13 protein-coding genes and 1 pseudogene are annotated in these 17,810 nt (G+C 61.8%); 6 read left to right on the top strand and 8 right to left on the bottom strand.

The window, feature by feature from the left end:
• Nucleotides 1-9 precede the first annotated feature (9 nt).
• The 5 genes from J3P93_RS13655 to J3P93_RS13635 form a co-directional block, all read right to left on the bottom strand.
• A complete protein-coding gene (locus J3P93_RS13655) occupies nucleotides 10-1,137 on the bottom strand; it encodes an acyl-CoA dehydrogenase (protein ID WP_434598213.1) in 1,128 nt (375 codons plus the stop codon).
• 139 nt (nucleotides 1,138-1,276) lie between these two features.
• Nucleotides 1,277-2,470 carry an acetyl-CoA C-acyltransferase gene (locus tag J3P93_RS13650; RefSeq protein WP_434598211.1) on the bottom strand — a complete coding sequence of 398 codons (1,194 nt, stop codon included), beginning with the start codon at nucleotides 2,468-2,470 and terminating at the stop codon, nucleotides 1,277-1,279.
• A gap of 12 nt (nucleotides 2,471-2,482) precedes the next feature.
• Complete coding sequence (locus tag J3P93_RS13645; RefSeq protein ID WP_434598208.1) at nucleotides 2,483-3,244, bottom strand: SDR family NAD(P)-dependent oxidoreductase; 762 nt, start codon at nucleotides 3,242-3,244, stop codon at nucleotides 2,483-2,485.
• Nucleotides 3,245-3,260: 16 nt separating this feature from the next.
• Nucleotides 3,261-4,925 carry an AMP-binding protein gene (locus J3P93_RS13640; protein ID WP_434598206.1) on the bottom strand — a complete coding sequence of 555 codons (1,665 nt, stop codon included), beginning with the start codon at nucleotides 4,923-4,925 and terminating at the stop codon, nucleotides 3,261-3,263.
• Between the two features lie 619 nt (nucleotides 4,926-5,544).
• On the bottom strand, nucleotides 5,545-6,561 hold the full coding sequence (locus J3P93_RS13635; RefSeq protein ID WP_434598204.1) for an AraC family transcriptional regulator: 1,017 nt from the start codon (nucleotides 6,559-6,561) through the stop codon (nucleotides 5,545-5,547).
• A 401-nt stretch (nucleotides 6,562-6,962) separates the two neighbouring features.
• On the opposite strand from J3P93_RS13635, the gene efeU reads away from it, so the two are divergent.
• From efeU to efeO (J3P93_RS13615), 4 genes are read left to right on the top strand one after another with little or no spacing between them, the layout of a single operon-like run.
• Complete coding sequence (efeU, locus tag J3P93_RS13630) at nucleotides 6,963-7,796, top strand: iron uptake transporter permease EfeU (RefSeq protein ID WP_434598201.1); 834 nt, start codon at nucleotides 6,963-6,965, stop codon at nucleotides 7,794-7,796.
• 8 nt (nucleotides 7,797-7,804) lie between these two features.
• Nucleotides 7,805-9,004, top strand: a complete 1,200-nt coding sequence (gene efeO / locus J3P93_RS13625; protein WP_434598198.1) for an iron uptake system protein EfeO — start codon at nucleotides 7,805-7,807, stop codon at nucleotides 9,002-9,004.
• An 18-nt stretch (nucleotides 9,005-9,022) separates the two neighbouring features.
• Nucleotides 9,023-10,321: an iron uptake transporter deferrochelatase/peroxidase subunit gene (efeB, locus tag J3P93_RS13620; protein ID WP_434598196.1), complete on the top strand. Its 1,299-nt coding sequence runs from the start codon at nucleotides 9,023-9,025 to the stop codon at nucleotides 10,319-10,321.
• Between the two features lie 21 nt (nucleotides 10,322-10,342).
• Nucleotides 10,343-11,167, top strand: coding sequence for an iron uptake system protein EfeO (efeO, locus tag J3P93_RS13615; RefSeq protein ID WP_434598193.1), 825 nt, complete (start codon nucleotides 10,343-10,345; stop codon nucleotides 11,165-11,167).
• Between the two features lie 123 nt (nucleotides 11,168-11,290).
• Here the strand turns inward: efeO (J3P93_RS13615) and pssA are convergent, their stop codons facing one another.
• Entirely contained in the window at nucleotides 11,291-12,634 is a 1,344-nt protein-coding gene (gene pssA, locus J3P93_RS13610; RefSeq protein WP_434598191.1) for a CDP-diacylglycerol--serine O-phosphatidyltransferase, read from the bottom strand.
• 219 nt (nucleotides 12,635-12,853) lie between these two features.
• Between pssA and J3P93_RS13605 the strand changes: the two genes are divergently transcribed.
• Together J3P93_RS13605 and J3P93_RS13600 are read left to right on the top strand one after the other, a co-directional pair.
• Complete coding sequence (locus J3P93_RS13605; protein WP_434598189.1) at nucleotides 12,854-13,417, top strand: TetR/AcrR family transcriptional regulator; 564 nt, start codon at nucleotides 12,854-12,856, stop codon at nucleotides 13,415-13,417.
• Between the two features lie 54 nt (nucleotides 13,418-13,471).
• A complete protein-coding gene (locus tag J3P93_RS13600) occupies nucleotides 13,472-13,951 on the top strand; it encodes a DUF1348 family protein (RefSeq protein WP_434598187.1) in 480 nt (159 codons plus the stop codon).
• A gap of 88 nt (nucleotides 13,952-14,039) precedes the next feature.
• On the opposite strand, the gene J3P93_RS13595 is transcribed toward J3P93_RS13600, so the two are convergent.
• Together J3P93_RS13595 and J3P93_RS13590 are read right to left on the bottom strand one after the other, a co-directional pair.
• Nucleotides 14,040-15,893, bottom strand: coding sequence for a polyurethane esterase (locus J3P93_RS13595; protein ID WP_434598371.1), 1,854 nt, complete (start codon nucleotides 15,891-15,893; stop codon nucleotides 14,040-14,042).
• Nucleotides 15,894-16,091: 198 nt separating this feature from the next.
• A pseudogene (locus J3P93_RS13590) lies at nucleotides 16,092-17,780 on the bottom strand (polyurethane esterase).
• Nucleotides 17,781-17,810: the final 30 nt, after the last annotated feature.

Below are 17,810 nucleotides of genomic sequence, written 5' to 3'. Positions count from 1 at the left end.
GATTCCTTGTCAGAGATTGCGCGAAATGACCATGCGCTGAATGTCGCTGGTGCCTTCGTAGATCTGGCAGACCCGCACGTCGCGGTAGATGCGTTCCAGCGGAAAGTCGTTGAGGTAACCGTAACCGCCGAGGGTTTGCAAGGCCATCGAGCAGACCTTCTCGGCCATCTCCGAAGCGAAGAGCTTGGCCATCGACGCCTCGACCAGTGCCGGTTGGCCGCTGTCACGCAGGGCGGCGGCGTAATGCACCATTTGCCGGGCGACGGCGATCTGCGTGGCCATGTCGGCCAAGCGGAATGCCACCGCCTGATGCTCGATGATCGGCTTGCCGAACGTATCGCGTTCACGGGCGTAGTCACGCGCCGCTTCGAAGGCCGCGCGGGCCATGCCCACCGACTGCGCGGCGATGCCGACGCGGCCACCCTCAAGGTTGGCCAGGGCGATCTTGTAGCCTTCGCCCTCCTCGCCCAGACGGTTGGCCAGCGGCACTTTAAGTTCTTCGAAAAGAATCTGGCAGGTGTCCGACGCGTGCTGGCCGAGTTTGTCTTCGACCCGCGCGACGCTGTAGCCCGGTGAATCGGTGGGCACGATAAACGCGCTGATGCCGCGCTTGCCAGCACTCGGATCGGTCACCGCAAACACAATCACCACCCCGGCATTTTGCCCGGAGGTGATGAACTGTTTGCAGCCATTGAGCACGTAATGATCGCCCTCGCGCCGGGCGCGGGTCTTCAGGCTGCTGGCATCGGAACCGGCCTGCGGCTCGGTCAGGGCGAAAGCACCGAGCATCGCGCCGCTGGCCAGCGGCTTGAGAAAGCGCTCGCGCTGCTGGTCATTGCCGAACTTGAGGATCGGCACACAACCCACTGAGTTGTGCACGCTCATGATCGTCGAGCAGGCACCGTCGCCGGCGGCGATTTCTTCCAGGGCCATGGCGTAAGCCAGGTAACCGGTCTCGCAACCGCCCCACTGCTCCGGCACCAGCATGCCGAAGAACCCCAGCTCGGCCATCTCGGCGATGGCTTCCCTGGGGAAACGGTGCTCGCGATCCCACTCGGCGGCGAACGGCTTCAGGCGCTCCTCGGCGAACTGCCGGGCCATGTCGCGAATCTGGGTTTGGTCTTCGTTGGGAATCATGGTGAATCCTTAAATATCAGTCGCACTGCATTCCCTTGTAGGAGTGAGCCTGCTCGCGATAGCGGTGTGTCAGAAAAATCTATGTCACTGACACTCAGCCATCGCGAGCAGGCTCACTCCTACAGGGGAACTGCGTAAATCAATAAACGCATTCCACCGCCATCGCCGTGGCTTCACCACCGCCAATGCAGATCGCCGCAATCCCGCGCTTGAGCTGTTTCTGCCGCAGCGCCGCCAGCAACGTCACGAGAATCCGCGCACCGGATGCGCCGATCGGATGCCCCAGCGCACAAGCCCCGCCGTGCACGTTGAGCTTGTCGTGGGGGATTTCCAGGTGGGTCATCGCCGCCATGCCGACCACGGCGAACGCTTCGTTGACCTCGAACAGGTCGACCTGCTCCAGCGTCCAGCCGGTTTTCTTGATCAGCTTCTTGATCGCCCCGATCGGCGCGGTCGGGAACAGCCCCGGCGTGTCCGCGAATGCCGCGTGGCCATGGATCACCGCCAGCGGTTTCAAGCCCAGGGTTTGCGCCTGCGACTGGCGCATCAGCACCAATGCGGCGGCGCCATCGGAGATCGAGCTGGAATTGGCCGCCGTCACCGTACCGCCTTCGCGGAACGCCGGTTTCAGCGAGGCAACCTTGTCCAGTTTGGCTTTCGGTGGTTGTTCATCGTGGCTGATAAGCACCTGCTCTTTGCCCACGGTCACGGTCAGCGGGACGATTTCGTCCTTGAAGCTGCCATCCTTGATCGCCTGCTGGGCGCGGGTGGTCGAGGCGATGGCGAAGGCGTCCTGGGCTTCACGGCTAAAGCCGTTGGTTTCGGCGCAGTCTTCGGCGAAGGTGCCCATCAGGCGGCCCTTGTCGTAGGCGTCTTCGAGGCCGTCGAGGAACATCGAGTCGAGTACGCGGCCGTGGCCCATGCGGTAACCGGCGCGGGCGCGATCGAGCAGATACGGCGAGTTGGACATGCTTTCCATGCCCCCGGCGATGACTACATCGGCGCTGCCGGCGATGAGCATGTCGTGGGCCAGAATGGTGGTTTCCATGCCCGAACCGCACATCTTGTTGACCGTGGTACAGCGGGTCGATTTATCCAGCCCGGCGCCCAGCGCGGCCTGACGTGCCGGCGCCTGGCCGAGGCCGGCGGGCAGCACGCAACCGAACAACACTTCATCGACCGCATCGCTGGCAACCCCGGCGCGTTCGACTGCGGCTTTGATCGCCGCAGCGCCCAGTTGCGGCGCGGTGAGGCTTTTCAATTCGCCCTGAAAACCGCCCATCGGCGTGCGCACCGCGCTGACGATGACAATCGGATCATTGGAAATAGTCATGACAAATCCTCCTTACTTCGCGGCCATGCGCAAGGCGCCGTCGAGACGGATCACCTCGCCGTTGAGCATGCTGTTTTCGATGATGTGGCGCACCAGCGCGGCGTATTCGGCAGGCTTGCCCAAACGTGGCGGAAACGGGACGCCGGCGGCCAGCGAGTCGCGCACTTCCGGGGTCATGCCGGCCATCATCGGCGTTTCGAAAATGCCCGGGGCGATGGTCATCACGCGGATGCCGAAGCGCGCCAGTTCACGGGCGGCCGGCAGGGTCAGGCTGGCGATCGCGCCCTTGGAGGCCGAGTACGCCGCCTGACCAATTTGCCCGTCGAAGGCCGCCACCGAGGCAGTGTTGATGATCACCCCGCGCTCGCCGTCGGCGTTGGCTTCAGACTCGGCGATCGCCGCCGCGGCGAGGCGCAGCATGTTGAAACTGCCGATCAGGTTGACGTTGATCACCTGGGCGAAGCTGCTCAGCGCATGCGGGCCGGTCTTGCCGAGGATCTTCTCGCCACGGACGATGCCGGCGCAGTTGACCAGGCCGTTGAGGCTGCCAAACGCATCGAGGGTCGCCTGAACCGCGGCTTCGGCGGCGGCTCCATTGCTGATGTCGGCGACCACGCTTTGGGCGCCAATACGCTGCGCCTGAGCGGCCACGGCCTCGGCGTTCATGTCCACCAGCATCACTTTCGCACCGGCGCTTACCAGCAGCTCAGCGCTGGCCGCACCTAGGCCCGACGCGCCGCCGGTGACGATAAAAACCTTGTTCTCGATCTGCATGACTGTTTCCTTCGATTCAAGCTGAAACGTTCGACGCCGCGGCCTCTTGAGCCTTGGCGATTTCCTGGTTGCGCAAGATAAAGCGCTGCAATTTGCCACTTGGGGTCTTGGGCAATTCGCTGACAAATTCGATTTCCCGCGGGTAAGAATGCGCGGCCAGACGCTTGCGAACGTGTTGGCGCAGTTCTTCGGCGAGCTCGGGGGCGGCGCGGTATTGCGCACTGAGCACGACAAAGGCTTTGACCAGTTCGGTGCGTTCCGGGTCGGGTTTGCCGACCACCGCCGCTTCGACCACAGCCGGGTGCTCGATCAAAGCGCTTTCGACATCGAACGGGCCGACGCGGTAGCCGGAGGTGGTGATCACATCGTCGCTGCGACCGACGAAACTGATGCTGCCGTCCGGGTTCCACTCGACGGTGTCGCCGCTGAGGTAATAGTTACCGACAAACGCCTTGGTCGGCGCGCCTTCGTAGCCGCCAAACCAGCACATCGGCGATTGCGGGCGGTCGATGGCGAGAATGCCGGGCTGGCCGACGCCGAGTTCGTTGTGGTGGTCATCGAGCACCACGATGCGGTGGCCCGGCGAGGCAAAACCGGCGGCGCCGACGTGCACCGGATGCTCGAGACCGTGGTGGTTACACAGAACCATGCCCAGTTCGGTCTGGCCGTAGTGGTCGTGGATGACCACGTCGAGATGGTCGGCGAACCAGCGAATCACCTCCGGGTTCAACGGCTCGCCGGCACTGCTGACGATGCGCAGTTTGCCCTTGATCGACTTGGCGAATTCCTCGCCGCCGGCAATCAGCAGACGATAGGCCGTCGGCGACCCGGTGAGGTTGCTGATGGCGTATTTGTTGATCACCCGGCAGGTGCTTTCGAGGGTGAACGGCCCATCGTAGAACGTAATCGGATGACCCAGCGCCAACGGCCCGGTGACGCCGAAATAAATGCCGTAGGCCCAGCCTGGATCGGCGACGTTCCAGAACGCGTCTTCCGGGCGCAGATCCACGGCGTCACGGGTGTAGCTCTTGAAAGCAACGATGGCTTTGAGCGACACCGACAATGCTTTCGCCGGGCCGGTGGTGCCGGAGGTGAACATCAGCAGGAACGGATCTTCGCCGGTCAGCAGTACGGGTTCGCAAACCGCAGAATAGTTGGCCAGCTCGGCCCAGAAGCTGTAATCGCCACGCACGATGCCCTGCCCCTTGGCGCCGCCCACCGTAACCAGCGTCGGGCAATCGGCGACTTCAGCGAGTTTCGGGCGGTTGACCGCATCGGTCACCACGACTTTGGCGCCGGAACTGTTCAGCCGGTGTTCGAGGGCTTTCGGGCCGAATGCGGTGAACAACGGCTGATACACGGCGCCGATGCGCCAGGTGGCGAGTACGGTGATCAGCAATTCGACATTGCGCGGCAGCAGTCCAGCGACTCTGTCGCCCTTCTGCACGCCCTGGGCGAGGAGGAAATTGGCAAAACGCGCGGCTTTGTCTTGCAGGTCAGTGAAGGTGTACATCGCACTGCTGCCGTCGCGGCCCTCCCAGAACAAGGCGATGCGCCCCGGCAAAGCGTGGCGGTCGCAACATTCGACACAGGCGTTGAGCGCTGCAAGCGAACCGCTGAGCGCGGCATCGACGGTGTGCTGATAGTTGAACTGTGCGGTGGCAGACAAGTAATCGCGCATTGCCAGAATCCCTCGGTGTTTTTATTAGGCTGGGAACCGTAAACAACGGAGGAATAGTCGCGCTGTGCGCGGCGTCGGGCAATGGTCAAAGCCATCAAGCTGGTTGACTGGTTTGGCCAAAATCCCTGGCGAAGATGATCGTTCCCACGCTCTGCGTGGGAACGCAGCCCTGGACGCTTTGCGTCCGTTTCCGAGCTGGAACGCGGAGCGTCCCTTGAGGCATTCCCACGCGGAGCATGGGAACGATCAGTCATGCGGCGTCTGTCATGCGCTATCGCTAATCCTGGCGAAGATGATCGTTCCCACGCTCTGCGTGGGAACGCAGCCCTGGACGCTTTGCGTCCGTTTCCGAGCTGGAACGCGGAGCGTCCCTTGAGGCATTCCCACGCGGAGCATGGAAACGATCAGTCATGCGGCGTCTGTCATGCGCTATCGCTAATCCTGGCGAAGATGATCGTTCCCACGCTCTGCGTGGGAACGCAGCCCTGGACGCTCTGCGTCCATTTCCGAGCTGGAACGCGGAGCGTCCCTTGAGGCATTCCCACGCGGAGCATGGGAACGATCAGTCATGCGGCGTCTGTCATGGCGCTATCGCTAGCCTGCTAGCGATGGTGTCGGCTCAGACAGCTTCATTCAGAATCAGAGTGCGATAGTGGCCGGGGTTGGACCCCGACCACTTGCGAAACGCCTTGTAGAACGAGCTCACGTCAGCAAAACCGAGGCGCGCGGCGATTTCGGCGAAGCTGATCGAAGGCTCCGCCAGCCAGGTGATCGCCAGTTCCTTGCGCACGCTGTCCTTGAGGCCCTGCCAGGTTTGCCCTTCTAACGCCAGGCGACGGCGCAACGTCGAGGCGGACATGCACAATTGCTGGGCCAGCGCTTCGGTTTCCGGCCACTGTTCGGCGGGCAACTGCCGCAAATCGTGCTTGATCCGGCTGGCGAGGCTTTCCGGGTCGCGGTACTTCACCAGAATGTTCGCCGGTGCGTGGGCGAGAAAGCGCTGCAATTCTTCCGGGCTGCGCTTGATCGGCAGATCGAGGCAGTCAGCGGCGAAAATCATCCGCGTGCGCGGGCGTCCGAAACGCAGGTTCTGCGAAAACATCACTTGATAGTCATCGGTGAAGTCCGGTGCGGCGCAGCGCAGTTCGATCGCCAGAATCGGAATGCGCCGCCCGGCCAGCCAGCAGGCGACACCGTGGACGATCATCCAGTAGGTGAAGTAGGTGAAGGCGCGGCGCGGTTCGTAGTCGTCTTCGAGCAGAACGATTTCCGCCAGGCTTTGCTGGTGCACCAGTTGCGCCGGCAACCGCTCGAGCATCAGCGAGAGAAAACTCAAGCCTGTGCTCAGCCCCGCCGCCAGCGTCGGTTGCGTCATGGCGCTGCGGCACAGGAACGCCAGGCTGCCGGATTTGAGCTTGCGCGGGTCCATGCCGAAAAATTCGTCGTCGCCGCGTCGGGCCAGCAGGCGCCAGAGTTTCGCGTATTGCGATGCGGGCACCCGCGCGTGCTCGGCCTGCAGCAATGCCGGATCGATCCCGACCTTGTGCAGAGCTTCTTGCGTGGCAGCGCCTGGCGCACAACTTTGCAACAGTGCTTCGCGCACCAGTTGAATGGCAATGGTGTCTTTTTCCGACATGGAACGCGGCGAGCCTTATGGTTATTCCGATGCCCGGCATCTTACCGCTGTGGGAGCGAGCCTGCTTGCGAAGGCGTTGGGTCAGGCGACTGCGATGCTGAATGTACCGCCGTCATCGCAAGCAGGCTCGCTCACAGGATTGGTAGCGCACGCAGAATCTAGGCTATCCACGCCCCCCCTGTAGGCCTTCGCCTGCTCGCGATAGCGGTGTGTCATTCACTTTATGAGTCAACAGGCAGACCGCTATCGCGAGCAGGCGAAGGCCTACAGGGATTTGGGTGAGGCGAAGATCGGGTTTGTTCAGGTTAGGTTCAGCTAAATGTCAATCATCCCCATTTGGGAATGAGTGTCATTATGTTACAACTTAGCTACCTATCTAAATCACCCGTTGGTTGTGCCGAATGCTCGTTCCCTTTCTGATCATGCTGCGCGAAGGCATTGAAGCCGCGCTGATCGTTGGCATCATCGCCAGTTACCTGCAGCAAACCGGCCGCGGGCAGTGGATGCCCGCCGTGTGGATCGGGGTTTTCCTCGCGGCCGCCCTCGCCTTGCTGGTCGGCGGTGGCCTGGAACTGGTCAGCGCTGAATTCCCGCAGAAGCAACAGGAGCTGTTCGAGGGCGTCGTCGGGCTGGTCGCCGTGGGCATTCTCAGTTCGATGGTGTTCTGGATGCGCAAGGTCGCCCGTTCGATCAAGCATTCGCTGCAGGCCTCGCTGGATCAGGCGCTGACCGCGTCGAAGCATCAGGTGATCGCGTTGATCGCCATGGTGTTCTTCGCTGTCGCCCGCGAAGGCCTGGAGACGGTGTTTTTCCTGCTCGCGGTGTTTCAGCAGAGCGAAGGCCCGGGCGCGCCGATCGGCGCATTGCTCGGGCTGGTGCTGGCGGTCATCGTCGGCTTGCTGATCTACAGCGGCAGCATGCGCCTCAATCTTTCGGCGTTCTTCAAGTGGACCGGGCTGTTCATTCTGGTGGTGGCCGCCGGGATTCTCGCCAACTCGGTGCAGGCGCTGCATGAAGCCGGGCTGTGGAATCACTGGCAGACCGTGTTGTTCGACTTCAGCGCGACCCTGCCGATGGATGGCCCGCTGGGCTCGGTGCTGGCCGGCATGTTCGGTTATCAGGACGCGCCGACCGTCAGCACCCTCAGCGCCTATGTGATCTATCTGCTGGTGGCGCTGGTGCTGTTCTTCCTGCCCGCGCCATCGCTGTCATCGACTTCCGTTTCCAGCCAATAAGGGCCTTCATGTCCAAGCCTAAAACTCCTCAGGCCTCGCCTCCCCGCGCCTTGCGCTGGGCGCTGGCCGGCTCGGTGGTGGTGATGATCGCCGCCGGCGGGCTGTTCTATTACGCCTCGCAACTGGCCGCCGCCAAGCGCCAGCACAACCGCGACGAGGTGGTGGTCAACATTCATCCCGGCAACTGCGAGCCGAATGCGCTGAGCGTGCCGGCCGGGCGCGCCAGTTTTCGCATCGTCAACCGCTCGGACCGCGCCGTGGAATGGGAAATCCTCGACGGTGTGCTGGTGGTCGAAGAGCGCGAAAACATTGCGCCGGGCCTGAGTCAGGTGATCAACGCCAATCTGCAACCCGGCGACTATGCGATCACCTGCGGCTTGCTGAGCAATCCGCGTGGCACCTTGCATGTGACCCCGACCGCAGCGTCCGACGCCGCGGCCAAAGCCAAGCCGTCGATGGTGGCTTTCGTTGGACCGCTGTCGGAATTTCGGGTGTACCTCGCTAGCCAGAGCAGCGCGCTGATCAAAGCGGTGACCGCGTTGAATCAGGCGATCGTCAGCGGCGATCTGAGTCAGGCGCAGGCGCTGTATGTGCCGGCGCGTGCTGCCTATCAACGTTTGGCCCCTGCCGCACAACGCCTCGCCGAACTGGATAACCGCATCAATGCCCGCGCCGATTACTTTGAAAAACGCGAAGCGGACCCGGGCTTCGTCGGCTTCCATCGCCTCGAATACGCGCTGTTCCAGCAACGCAAACTCGACAGCCTGGCGCCGGTGGCGCAACAACTGCTCAGCGATGTCAGCGAGTTGAAACAGCAACTGCTCGCGCAGTCGTTGCCGCCGGAGCAACTGGTGAGCATCGTCGTGCGCAACCTCAACACCCTCGCCGACGTGCGCGCCGCCAACGGCGAAGAAGAACGTTACAGCCACACGGACCTCAACGGTTTCGCCGCCAATGCGCAGACCGCGCACAAGGTGGTCGATCTGCTGCGGCCAATGCTGAGCAAATCCGCCGCCGAACTGTTGCCGAAAATCGACGCCGCGCTGGTGGACTTCGATAGCGCGCTGAGCAGCCTGAAAGAAGCTGAAGGCTACGTCAGTTACGACAGCGTCAGCGGCGAACAACGCCAGCAGCTCGCCAATAAAGCCCAGGCCCTGGCCGACGCGCTGGATGGCATCGACCCCGCCCTTGGCCTTTCCGGCCTGTAAGCAGAAGACCTGACCCCGATGAAAGAACTCGAAACGCTCAACCTGCAACGTCGCCGTGTGCTCATGGGCATGGGCGCCGCCGGTGTCGCCCTCGCCGGCTCGGCCCTGAGCTGCCCGGCCATGGCCGCCGCGCCGGCGCAAGTCACCGAAGCGCCGAGCAGCGACAAGACCGAAGACCGCCACGATTTTCACGGCGTCCACCAGACCGGTATCGTCACGCCGCGCCCGGCCTCGGGCATGCTGGTGGCATTCGATGTGCTGGCCAGTGATCGCGACGATCTCGAGCGGCTGTTCCGCACCCTCAACGAGCGCATCGCTTTTCTGATGAAGGGTGGCCCGGTGGCGCAGATCGATCCGAAACTGCCGCCGGTGGATTCCGGCATCCTTGGCCCCAACGTCACGCCGGACAACCTGACTATTACGGTTTCCGTGGGTGATTCGTTGTTCGACGAGCGCTTCGGTCTGGCCTCAGCCAAGCCGAAACGTCTGCAACGCATGGTCGGCTTCCCCAACGACGCGCTGGATGCCGATTGCTGCCACGGCGATTTGAGCCTGCAGTTCTGCTCGAACACTGCCGACACCAACATCCATGCGCTGCGCGACATCGTCAAAAACCTTCCGGACCTGCTGCTGGTGCGCTGGAAACAGGAAGGCAGCGTGCCGCCGCAAGCCCCGGCAAAACCGGGCGTGCCAGCGCAATCGGCGCGCAATTTTCTCGGCTTTCGCGACGGCTCGGCCAATCCCGATTCCAACGACGGCAAGGCCATGGACCGCCTGGTCTGGGTGCAGCCCGGCAGCGACGAGCCAGCCTGGGCGGCCCACGGCAGTTATCAGGCGGTGCGGATCATCCGCAACTTTGTCGAACGCTGGGACCGCACGCCGTTGCAGGAGCAGGAAAGCATCATTGGCCGGGTCAAAACCACCGGCGCACCGATGGGCGCCGAGCATGAGAGCCAGGTCCCTGATTACAGCAAGGACCCGGCCGGCAAGCTGACCAGACTCGACGCGCACATTCGCTTGGCCAACCCGCGCACCGCCGCGAGCCAGGCCAATCTGATCCTGCGTCGGCCTTTCAACTACTCCAACGGCGTGAACAAGAACGGCCAACTCGACATGGGCCTGCTGTTTATCTGCTACCAGGCCGATCTGGAAAAAGGCTTCATCACCGTGCAAACCCGGCTCAACGGCGAACCGCTCGAGGAATACCTCAAACCGGTCGGCGGCGGCTACTTTTTTACCCTGCCCGGTGTCACCGGCGACAAGGACTTCATCGGTCGCTCGCTGCTCAACGCCACCCAACCAAAAACTGCCGTCTGACAACACACTGGAGCCGCCCCGATGAAAAAGACCCCACTCGCGTTATTGCTGACCCTTGGTTTGCTCAACACCCCGCTGTCGGCATTCGCCGCGACAGCGCCGCTGGATCTGGTGGGGCCGGTGTCGGACTACAAGATCTACGTCACCGAAAAGCTCGATGAGCTGGCCAGCCACACCGAGCAATTCACCGACGCAGTGAAAAAAGGCGACCTCGCTACCGCACAAAAACTCTACGCACCGACCCGCGTGTATTACGAGTCGATCGAGCCGATTGCCGAGCTGTTCAGTGACCTCGACGCGTCCATCGATTCGCGCGTCGACGATCACGAAACAGGCGTCAAGGCCGAGGATTTCACCGGATTCCACCGCCTCGAATATTCGTTGTTTTCGGAGAAGTCCACCCAGGGACTCGATGCACTGGCAGACGGTTTGAACAAGGACGTCCAAGACCTGCAGACCCGCGTCGCCGGCCTGACCTTCCCGCCGGAAAAAGTCGTCGGTGGCGCGGCGGCGCTGCTTGAAGAAGTCGCCGCGACGAAGATTTCCGGCGAAGAAGATCGCTACAGCCACACCGACCTGTATGACTTCCAGGGCAACATCGACGGCGCGAAGAAAATCGTCGACCTGTTCCGCCCGCAGATCGAGCAGCAGGACAAGGCGTTTGCCGCGAAGGTCGACAAGAACTTCGCCAGCGTGGACAAGATCCTCGCCAAGTACAAAACCGCTGATGGCGGGTTCGAGACCTACGACAAGGTCAAGGACAACGACCGCAAGGCGCTGGTCGGGCCGGTGAATACGTTGGCAGAAGACTTGTCGACGTTGCGCGGCAAATTGGGCCTGAATTAAAACCTCGTAGCGTCTGTCAGGGCCCTATCGCGAGCAGGCTCACTCCTACAGGGGAACGCATTCCAATGTAGGAGTGAGCCTGCTCGCGATAGCGGTTGTAGCCGCACCACAAAATCCGAACGATCAGAGGATCCGGTAGAGCAACCGCTCAATCCGCACCCGACTCACGCGCTTGAGAAACTTCGCCACCCCGGCCGGGTAATCCGGCAGCGTCTCCAGCGTCTGGAAGCTGTCGATGCGTGTGGTGTGGCGGAAGATCTCTTCCAGCTCCTGCGCCCGCGGCGCCAGCCACTCGCCTTTCGGGTCGTCGATCAGCAGCGCGTTTTCCAGATCGAGGCGGAACGCCCGCGGATTGAGGTTATTGCCGGTCAAAAGCGTGTAGCGCTGATCGACCCACATGCCTTTGAGGTGGTAGGTGTTGTCGCCGTCGCGCCACAGGTGCAGGTTCAACTGACCGCTGTCGATGTTGCGCTGATGGCGTTTGGCAAAGCGGCGCAGGCTGATCTCGTAGAGATACGGCAGCGCGGCGATCACCTTGAACGGCTCGCTCGGCGGAATGTAGAAATCGTTGGCGGTCTTGTCGCCGACCACGATGTCGATCCTCACCCCGCGCGCCAACGCCCGGTTGATCTCGCGGATCACCCCCAGCGGCAGGTTGAAGTACGGCGTGCAGATGGTCAGTTGGGTCTGCGCGCTGGCAATCAGCTCGAGAATCGCCCGGTTCAACGGGTTGTTCTTGCCGACACCCAGTAGCGGGCTGACCGACAGCCCTTCCCTGCCGCTGCTGCCTTTGGCCGTGTCGTACGTGGCGTATTTCAGGCGGCTGCGCAGATCGCCGATGTCGTTGCGCAGGCTGCGTGTGGTTGGCAGGTTGGGCAGGTCGAGGCGATGCACCGCTTTCGATTCGATCAGGCCATGCTTGACCAGGTGATGCATCGAATCCGCCAGGTCGTGGCTTTGCAGGACGTGATAGCGATCGAAGCGGTACTTGTCGAACTTGTGCAGATAAACGTTGTTCAGGCTCGCGCCGCTGTAGACCACGCAATCGTCGATGACGAAGCCCTTCAGGTGCAGGACGCCAAACAGTTCGCGGGTCTGCACCGGCACGCCGTACACCGGCACTTCACTCTGATGCGTGCGGGTCATTTCCTGATACCACGCCGAGTTGCCCGGCTGCTTGCCGGCACCGATCAAGCCGCGCTGCGCGCGCAACCAGTCGACCACCACGGCGATTTCCAGCTCGGGGCGCTTGAGCTTGGCGGCGTGCAGGGCATCGAGAATTTCCTGACCGGCTTCGTCCTGCTGCAGGTACAGCGCAACGATGTAGATGCGCTGCGTCGCGCTGGCGATTTTCTCCAGCAGGCAACGACGGAACTCGGCGGCGCCCGACAGAATGGTCACGGCCTCGGCGCTCAGCGGGAAGCTGCGCAGTTTGGGCAGCAGGGAACGTTTGAAAAGCAACGGCATAGGGCTCGCAATGGGTCGAATCCGAAGAGGTTGAGAGCTTACACCATCGTTCCCCTCGGGTCTCGTCGCGTCCCGAAGGACGCCATCGCCAGCAGGCTGGCTCCCACATTTGAAATGCATTCCCCTGTGGGAGCCAGCCAGCCTGCTGGCGATGGTGATTTTACGGCTGTAGATAATACAGACTTGACCAAGGAGAACATTCGTTCTACTGTCCGCCACATGAACGAACTTACCGGCAACGAAACCCGCGACATCATTCTCGATGTCACCGAAAAGCTGATCTATAAAAGTGGTATCGCCGCCACCAGCATGGATCTTCTGGTGAAGACCGCCGGCGTCTCCAGAAAAAGCATTTACCGTTATTTTGCCGACAAGGACGCGCTGGTGATTGCTGCGTTGCGGCGCCGTGACATCCGCTGGATGGACTGGTACCGAAACGCTGTCGATCAGGCCGAAACCCCGGCCGATCGTCTGCTTAACCTGTTCAGCGTGCTCACAGGCTGGTTCGCCTCCGAGGGCTTTCGCGGCTGTGCATTCATCAATACCAGCGGCGAGACCGGCGATGCGCACGATCCGGTGCGCCTCGTCGCCAAAGAACACAAACAGAAGCTGCTCGACTACGTGTGCGAGCTGTGTACCGAACATGGCGCCGAAGATCCGTTATTGCTGGCCAGGCAATTGCTGATCCTGATCGACGGTGCCATTACCGTAGCGCTGGTGATGGGTGATCACAGTGCTGCCGATAATGCGCAATGCATGGCACGCAAGTTGTTGGACCTGTAACGCGTTAATAAGCCGGACACGCTGTTTAATTATTCATTGATTCGGGAGATTGATATGTCGACTGCAGCCCAGGTACGTCCGCCATTGCCACCGTTCAACCGCGAATCGGCGATCGAGAAAGTGCGTCTCGCCGAGGACGGCTGGAACAGCCGCGATCCAGAAAGGGTCTCGCTGGCCTATACCCTCGATACGAAATGGCGCAACCGCGCCGAGTTCGCCAACAACCGCGAAGAAGCCAAGGCCTTTCTAACGCGCAAGTGGGCGAAAGAGCTGGATTACCGTTTGATCAAGGAACTCTGGGCCTACTCGGATGCGCGCATCGCGGTGCGTTATGCCTACGAGTGGCACGATGATTCGGGCAACTGGTTCCGTTCCTACGGCAACGAAAACTGGGAGTTCGATGACAATGGCCTGATGTTCCAGCGTTACGCCTGCATCAACGACATGCCGATCAAGGAAAGCGAGCGCAAATTCCACTGGCCGCTGGGCCGGCGCCCGGATGATCACCCGGGGCTGTCCGACCTCGGTCTTTGAGGCTGAAGATTTTCAATGCGGAAGCCAGCCTGCTGGCGACAACGGATTGCCGGATCACCGGCAATCCGGCGCACTAAGCGCTACCCCATCAGGCGATGACAATCCCCTCGCCGCTCAGGCTATTGAGCGACACCCCGACCAGCGTCACCGAATCATTGCCGAACGTCAGCAGCGTGTCCTGCCCGACGCTGCTGGCATGCGCACGGAAATCTTCCGCTGGCAAAACCCCCTGTACGCCAAGAAACACCAGTTTGTCGTTGGCCGTGTAACCGGTCACCCGATCGTGGCCGAACGCTCCGCTGAACAGGAACGTATCGGCGCCACCGCCCGACTCCAGCAGATCATTGCCGCCACCGCCGACCAACACATCGTTGCCGCTGCCGCCAATCAGATGGTCATTGCCGTCGAGCCCGAACAACCAGTCGCCGCCGGCATGGGCCTTGAGCGTGTCGGCACCATTGCTACCCTTCACGCTGGATTCGTAAGCGCTGAGGTTGCTGCCCACCTTCAAGCCGCTGGCCGTGACGCTGTGCACCACGTCGTCCTTGAACAGCCCCCAGAGAAAGCCCGGCTCCTTGGTAATGATGCTGCCGATGTCGCGGGTGATGCTGATCCCGCCGTTGGCATCGCGCACGTACAGGTTGCCGGCGCCGTCGTTGGCGAAATCGAAATTTTTCACCGAACCTTGCAGGTCGAGGCTGTTGCTGCCCTGCCCGCCGAGGATGATGTTGTAGCCACCGCTGTCGCGAAAACTGTCGTTGCCGGCACGGCCCTCAAGATAGTCATTACCGCTGCCGCCCTGGATCAGGTCGTTGCCGTCGCTGCCGATGATGAACGTGCTGCCCTTGTGGGTATCGGCGTTGCGGTTGAGGTCCTGCACCCAGGTGTTGGCCCGCGCCGGGTCCGAGAGGTTGGCGACGATGATCGTCGAATCGCGGCTGGTCAGGTCGTAGAACTTCGAGTCGAGCACCCGCGTCATGCCGTCGCCATAACCGGTCGGCAGGTGCGAGATCCAGGTGGGGATGTTGAGGATCGAGAACGGCAACACGTTCCAGGCGCTGGAGGCGTAATGGTCGTTGAAGCTGACGATGTTGTCGGTGGTCGAGGTGTGCGGCGCATCGTGCACGCCGACCGAAGCGCCGCTGAAGGTCGAGCCGTCGAGCGCGCGAAACACCGGGTCGTTTTCATAGCCGATATTGAGCACCTTGTCGGTGCTGCTCTGGGTCGGCGAGGCGTAGGCGATGTAGTTGGAGTCGGCAAAGAACCCGCCCCACTTACCGCCGCTCAAGTCCGCCATGCTGTTGACCGCGAGCCCGCCGAGGCTATGGCCGCTGACCAGAATGTCCTTGCCGGTGAGACCGTTGGCCCTGGCGAACGCCATGACATCGTTGAGCAGATTGCCGAACGCTTCGCCGACGTAGTTTTTCGCATAGTCGGCGGGGCCGAACGCGGCGAGCAGATCGTTGATCACATCGCCAATCGAATCGCCAATAAGGATTTCCCGCGGGCCGCTGGTGCCACGAAAGGCAATGCCCAACTCGGTGAGATGGCCCTGGGCGTCGTATCTGCCGAGGATTTCCACTTGCGCGCTGGTGTAGCCGGGTTTCTCGCCGAAAAACGTTCCGCGTGCATCGGTCTTGCCGTCGTAGCCCAGTTGCGTGGCGCTGATTGGCGTCCATCCGGCCTTTTGCACCGCTTCGAGGGCGAGCTTTTCCGAGTCGGGGTTCCACGGAATGCCGGGGATCACCCCTTGCGAATCGGTGCCGCCAATCAGCGCGGTAACCAGCGTGGCCGGCAGGCCGAGGCCGAAACCGTTGTGCTGGTAACCGCTGGCGAAGCCGTTGTCGAGGTTGTGGTAGGAATACAGCGTGATCGCCATGGCGTCGCTGAACAACGCCTTGGAATCGGCCGTACCGAGGTTCTTGTAGTCATACACACCCATTGCCATTGCCTCTCTTGTTGTTGGAATTGTTCAGAGATAGCTCACAGCCAGAGCGCCCCACGGGGACGCCCCGGAGCATTTCAGAAACTACGCGTAGCTTTTAATGTAGGCCTTCGCCTGCTCGCGATAGCGGTGTGTCAGTTTGCATTTCTTCATCTGACACACCGCTATCGCGAGCAGGCGAAGGCCTACAGGTTACTAGGCGAAAACGAACGCCGAGTCCGACAGGTTAGCCACTCCGACCCCGATCAGGGTCACGGCATAGTCGCCAATCTTCAGCACGGTATCGTCACCGGCCTGCGAGGCGTGCTGTTTGTAGTCGTAGCCCTGCCCCGCGCCCTCGACGCCCATGAACACCAGTTTGTCGGTGCCTTGATAGCCGTTGATGGCATCGAAGCCGAAGGCGCCGCTGAACAGGAAGGTGTTGTTGCCGCCCACCGCGGTCATCACATCGTTGCCGGCGCCGCCGACGAAGGTCACATGGCCCTTGTCGCTGATCAGGTTGTCATCGCCACCGAGGCCGAACAGCCAGCCACCGTCCGCGCTGGCGTGCAGCGCATTGCCGTAGCCATCGCCGCTGAGGGAGTGATTGTACTGAGTCAGCTCGCTGCCATTGTTCAGGCCCTTGGCGGTAACGCCCCAGGTGATCTCCTTGCTGCCCCACTACGAACCCGCCTCTTGGCTGACCAGCGCGCCGATGTCGCGGGTCAGACTGATGCCGCCGTAAGCGTCGCGCACGTACAGGGTGCCGTCACCGTCGTTGGCGAAGCTGAAGTTCTGCAACGGTTTTTGCAGCTCGAAGGTGTTGTGCCCCTGACCGCCGAGCAGAATATTGAAGCCGCCGTCATCGCGGAAACGATCGTCACCGCCCAGACCTTCCAGAAAGTCATTGCCGCTGCCGCCCTTGAGCCAGTCGCTGCTGTGCGTGCCGATGATCAACGTGCTGCCCACATGCGGTTCGCCGCTGCGGCCGAGGTCTTCAACCCAGGTCTTGCCGCGCGATGACTCTTCCAGGTTGGAAACGATGATCGTCGAGTCCTTGTGGGTCAGCCTGTAGAACTGCGAGTCGATCACCCGGTTCAAGCCGTCGGCATAGCCCAGCGAACTGTGGGCCGACCAGTTCAGCGGATTGACGATGCTGAACGGCACCAGGTTCTGCGCGGTGGATGCGTAGTTGTCGGTGAAATTGACGATATTGTCAGTGGTCGAATCGTGCGCGCCGTCGTGTTTGCCAAGCGAACCGCTGCTGAACGTCGTGCCGTCGAGTACGCGGAACACCGGGTCATTTTCATAACCGATGTTCAGCACGTTGCTGCCGGTGCTGCTCTGGGTTGGTGAAGCGAAGGCGATATAGTTGGCATCCTTGAAAAAACCGCCCCAGTGGCTCGCGCTGAGTTCGGCCACGCTGTTGACCCCGAGCCCGCCGAGGCTGTGGCCGCTGATCAACACGTCCTGAGCGGCGATGCCGTTGGCAATGGCAAACGCGGCGACAGCCTTGAGCAGATTATCGAAAGCGTTTTTCGCGTAGTTGCTCGCGTAATCCGAGGGCCCGAAAGCGGCCAGCAGGTTGTTTTTCATGTCGCCGTAGGTGTCGCTGTAACCGAGCCCGCCGGTGCCACGAAAGGCGATGCCGATACCGATCAGTTTGCCGGCGGCATCGTATTTGCCGAGCACTTCGGCCTCGGCGCTGGTATAGCCATCCTGCTCACCGAAGAACGTGCCCTGTGCGCCGACCTTGCCCTGATAACCCAGCGCCGATGCTGCGACGGGCGCCCAGGCGGCGGCCGGTAACGGTTTGCCGGTCGGCGTGTAGGCATACAGCGTCAGTGCGATGGCGTCGCTGTACAACGCTTTGCCATCGGCATTTCTGTAATCGAACAATCCCATGTCGTGCCCTCTTCCTTCAAAACGGCAGTG

Source organism: Pseudomonas sp. R3-57 (assembly GCF_051132065.1).
In the GTDB taxonomy this organism is placed as follows: Bacteria; Pseudomonadota; Gammaproteobacteria; order Pseudomonadales; family Pseudomonadaceae; genus Aquipseudomonas.
This window is presented reverse-complemented; position numbering and strand designations above follow the sequence as displayed.

Bases quoted from the DNA above. Each gene is read 5' to 3' on its own strand.
- J3P93_RS13655 (WP_434598213.1), bottom strand. From the start codon at position 1,137: ATGATTCCCAACGAAGACCAAACCCAGATTCGCGACATGGCCCGGCAG.
- J3P93_RS13650 (WP_434598211.1), bottom strand. From the start codon at position 2,470: ATGACTATTTCCAATGATCCGATTGTCATCGTCAGCGCGGTGCGCACG.
- J3P93_RS13645 (WP_434598208.1), bottom strand. From the start codon at position 3,244: ATGCAGATCGAGAACAAGGTTTTTATCGTCACCGGCGGCGCGTCGGGC.
- J3P93_RS13640 (WP_434598206.1), bottom strand. From the start codon at position 4,925: ATGCGCGATTACTTGTCTGCCACCGCACAGTTCAACTATCAGCACACC.
- J3P93_RS13635 (WP_434598204.1), bottom strand. From the start codon at position 6,561: ATGTCGGAAAAAGACACCATTGCCATTCAACTGGTGCGCGAAGCACTG.
- efeU (WP_434598201.1), top strand. From the start codon at position 6,963: ATGCTCGTTCCCTTTCTGATCATGCTGCGCGAAGGCATTGAAGCCGCG.
- efeO (WP_434598198.1), top strand. From the start codon at position 7,805: ATGTCCAAGCCTAAAACTCCTCAGGCCTCGCCTCCCCGCGCCTTGCGC.
- efeB (WP_434598196.1), top strand. From the start codon at position 9,023: ATGAAAGAACTCGAAACGCTCAACCTGCAACGTCGCCGTGTGCTCATG.
- efeO (WP_434598193.1), top strand. From the start codon at position 10,343: ATGAAAAAGACCCCACTCGCGTTATTGCTGACCCTTGGTTTGCTCAAC.
- pssA (WP_434598191.1), bottom strand. From the start codon at position 12,634: ATGCCGTTGCTTTTCAAACGTTCCCTGCTGCCCAAACTGCGCAGCTTC.
- J3P93_RS13605 (WP_434598189.1), top strand. From the start codon at position 12,854: ATGAACGAACTTACCGGCAACGAAACCCGCGACATCATTCTCGATGTC.
- J3P93_RS13600 (WP_434598187.1), top strand. From the start codon at position 13,472: ATGTCGACTGCAGCCCAGGTACGTCCGCCATTGCCACCGTTCAACCGC.
- J3P93_RS13595 (WP_434598371.1), bottom strand. From the start codon at position 15,893: ATGGGTGTGTATGACTACAAGAACCTCGGTACGGCCGATTCCAAGGCG.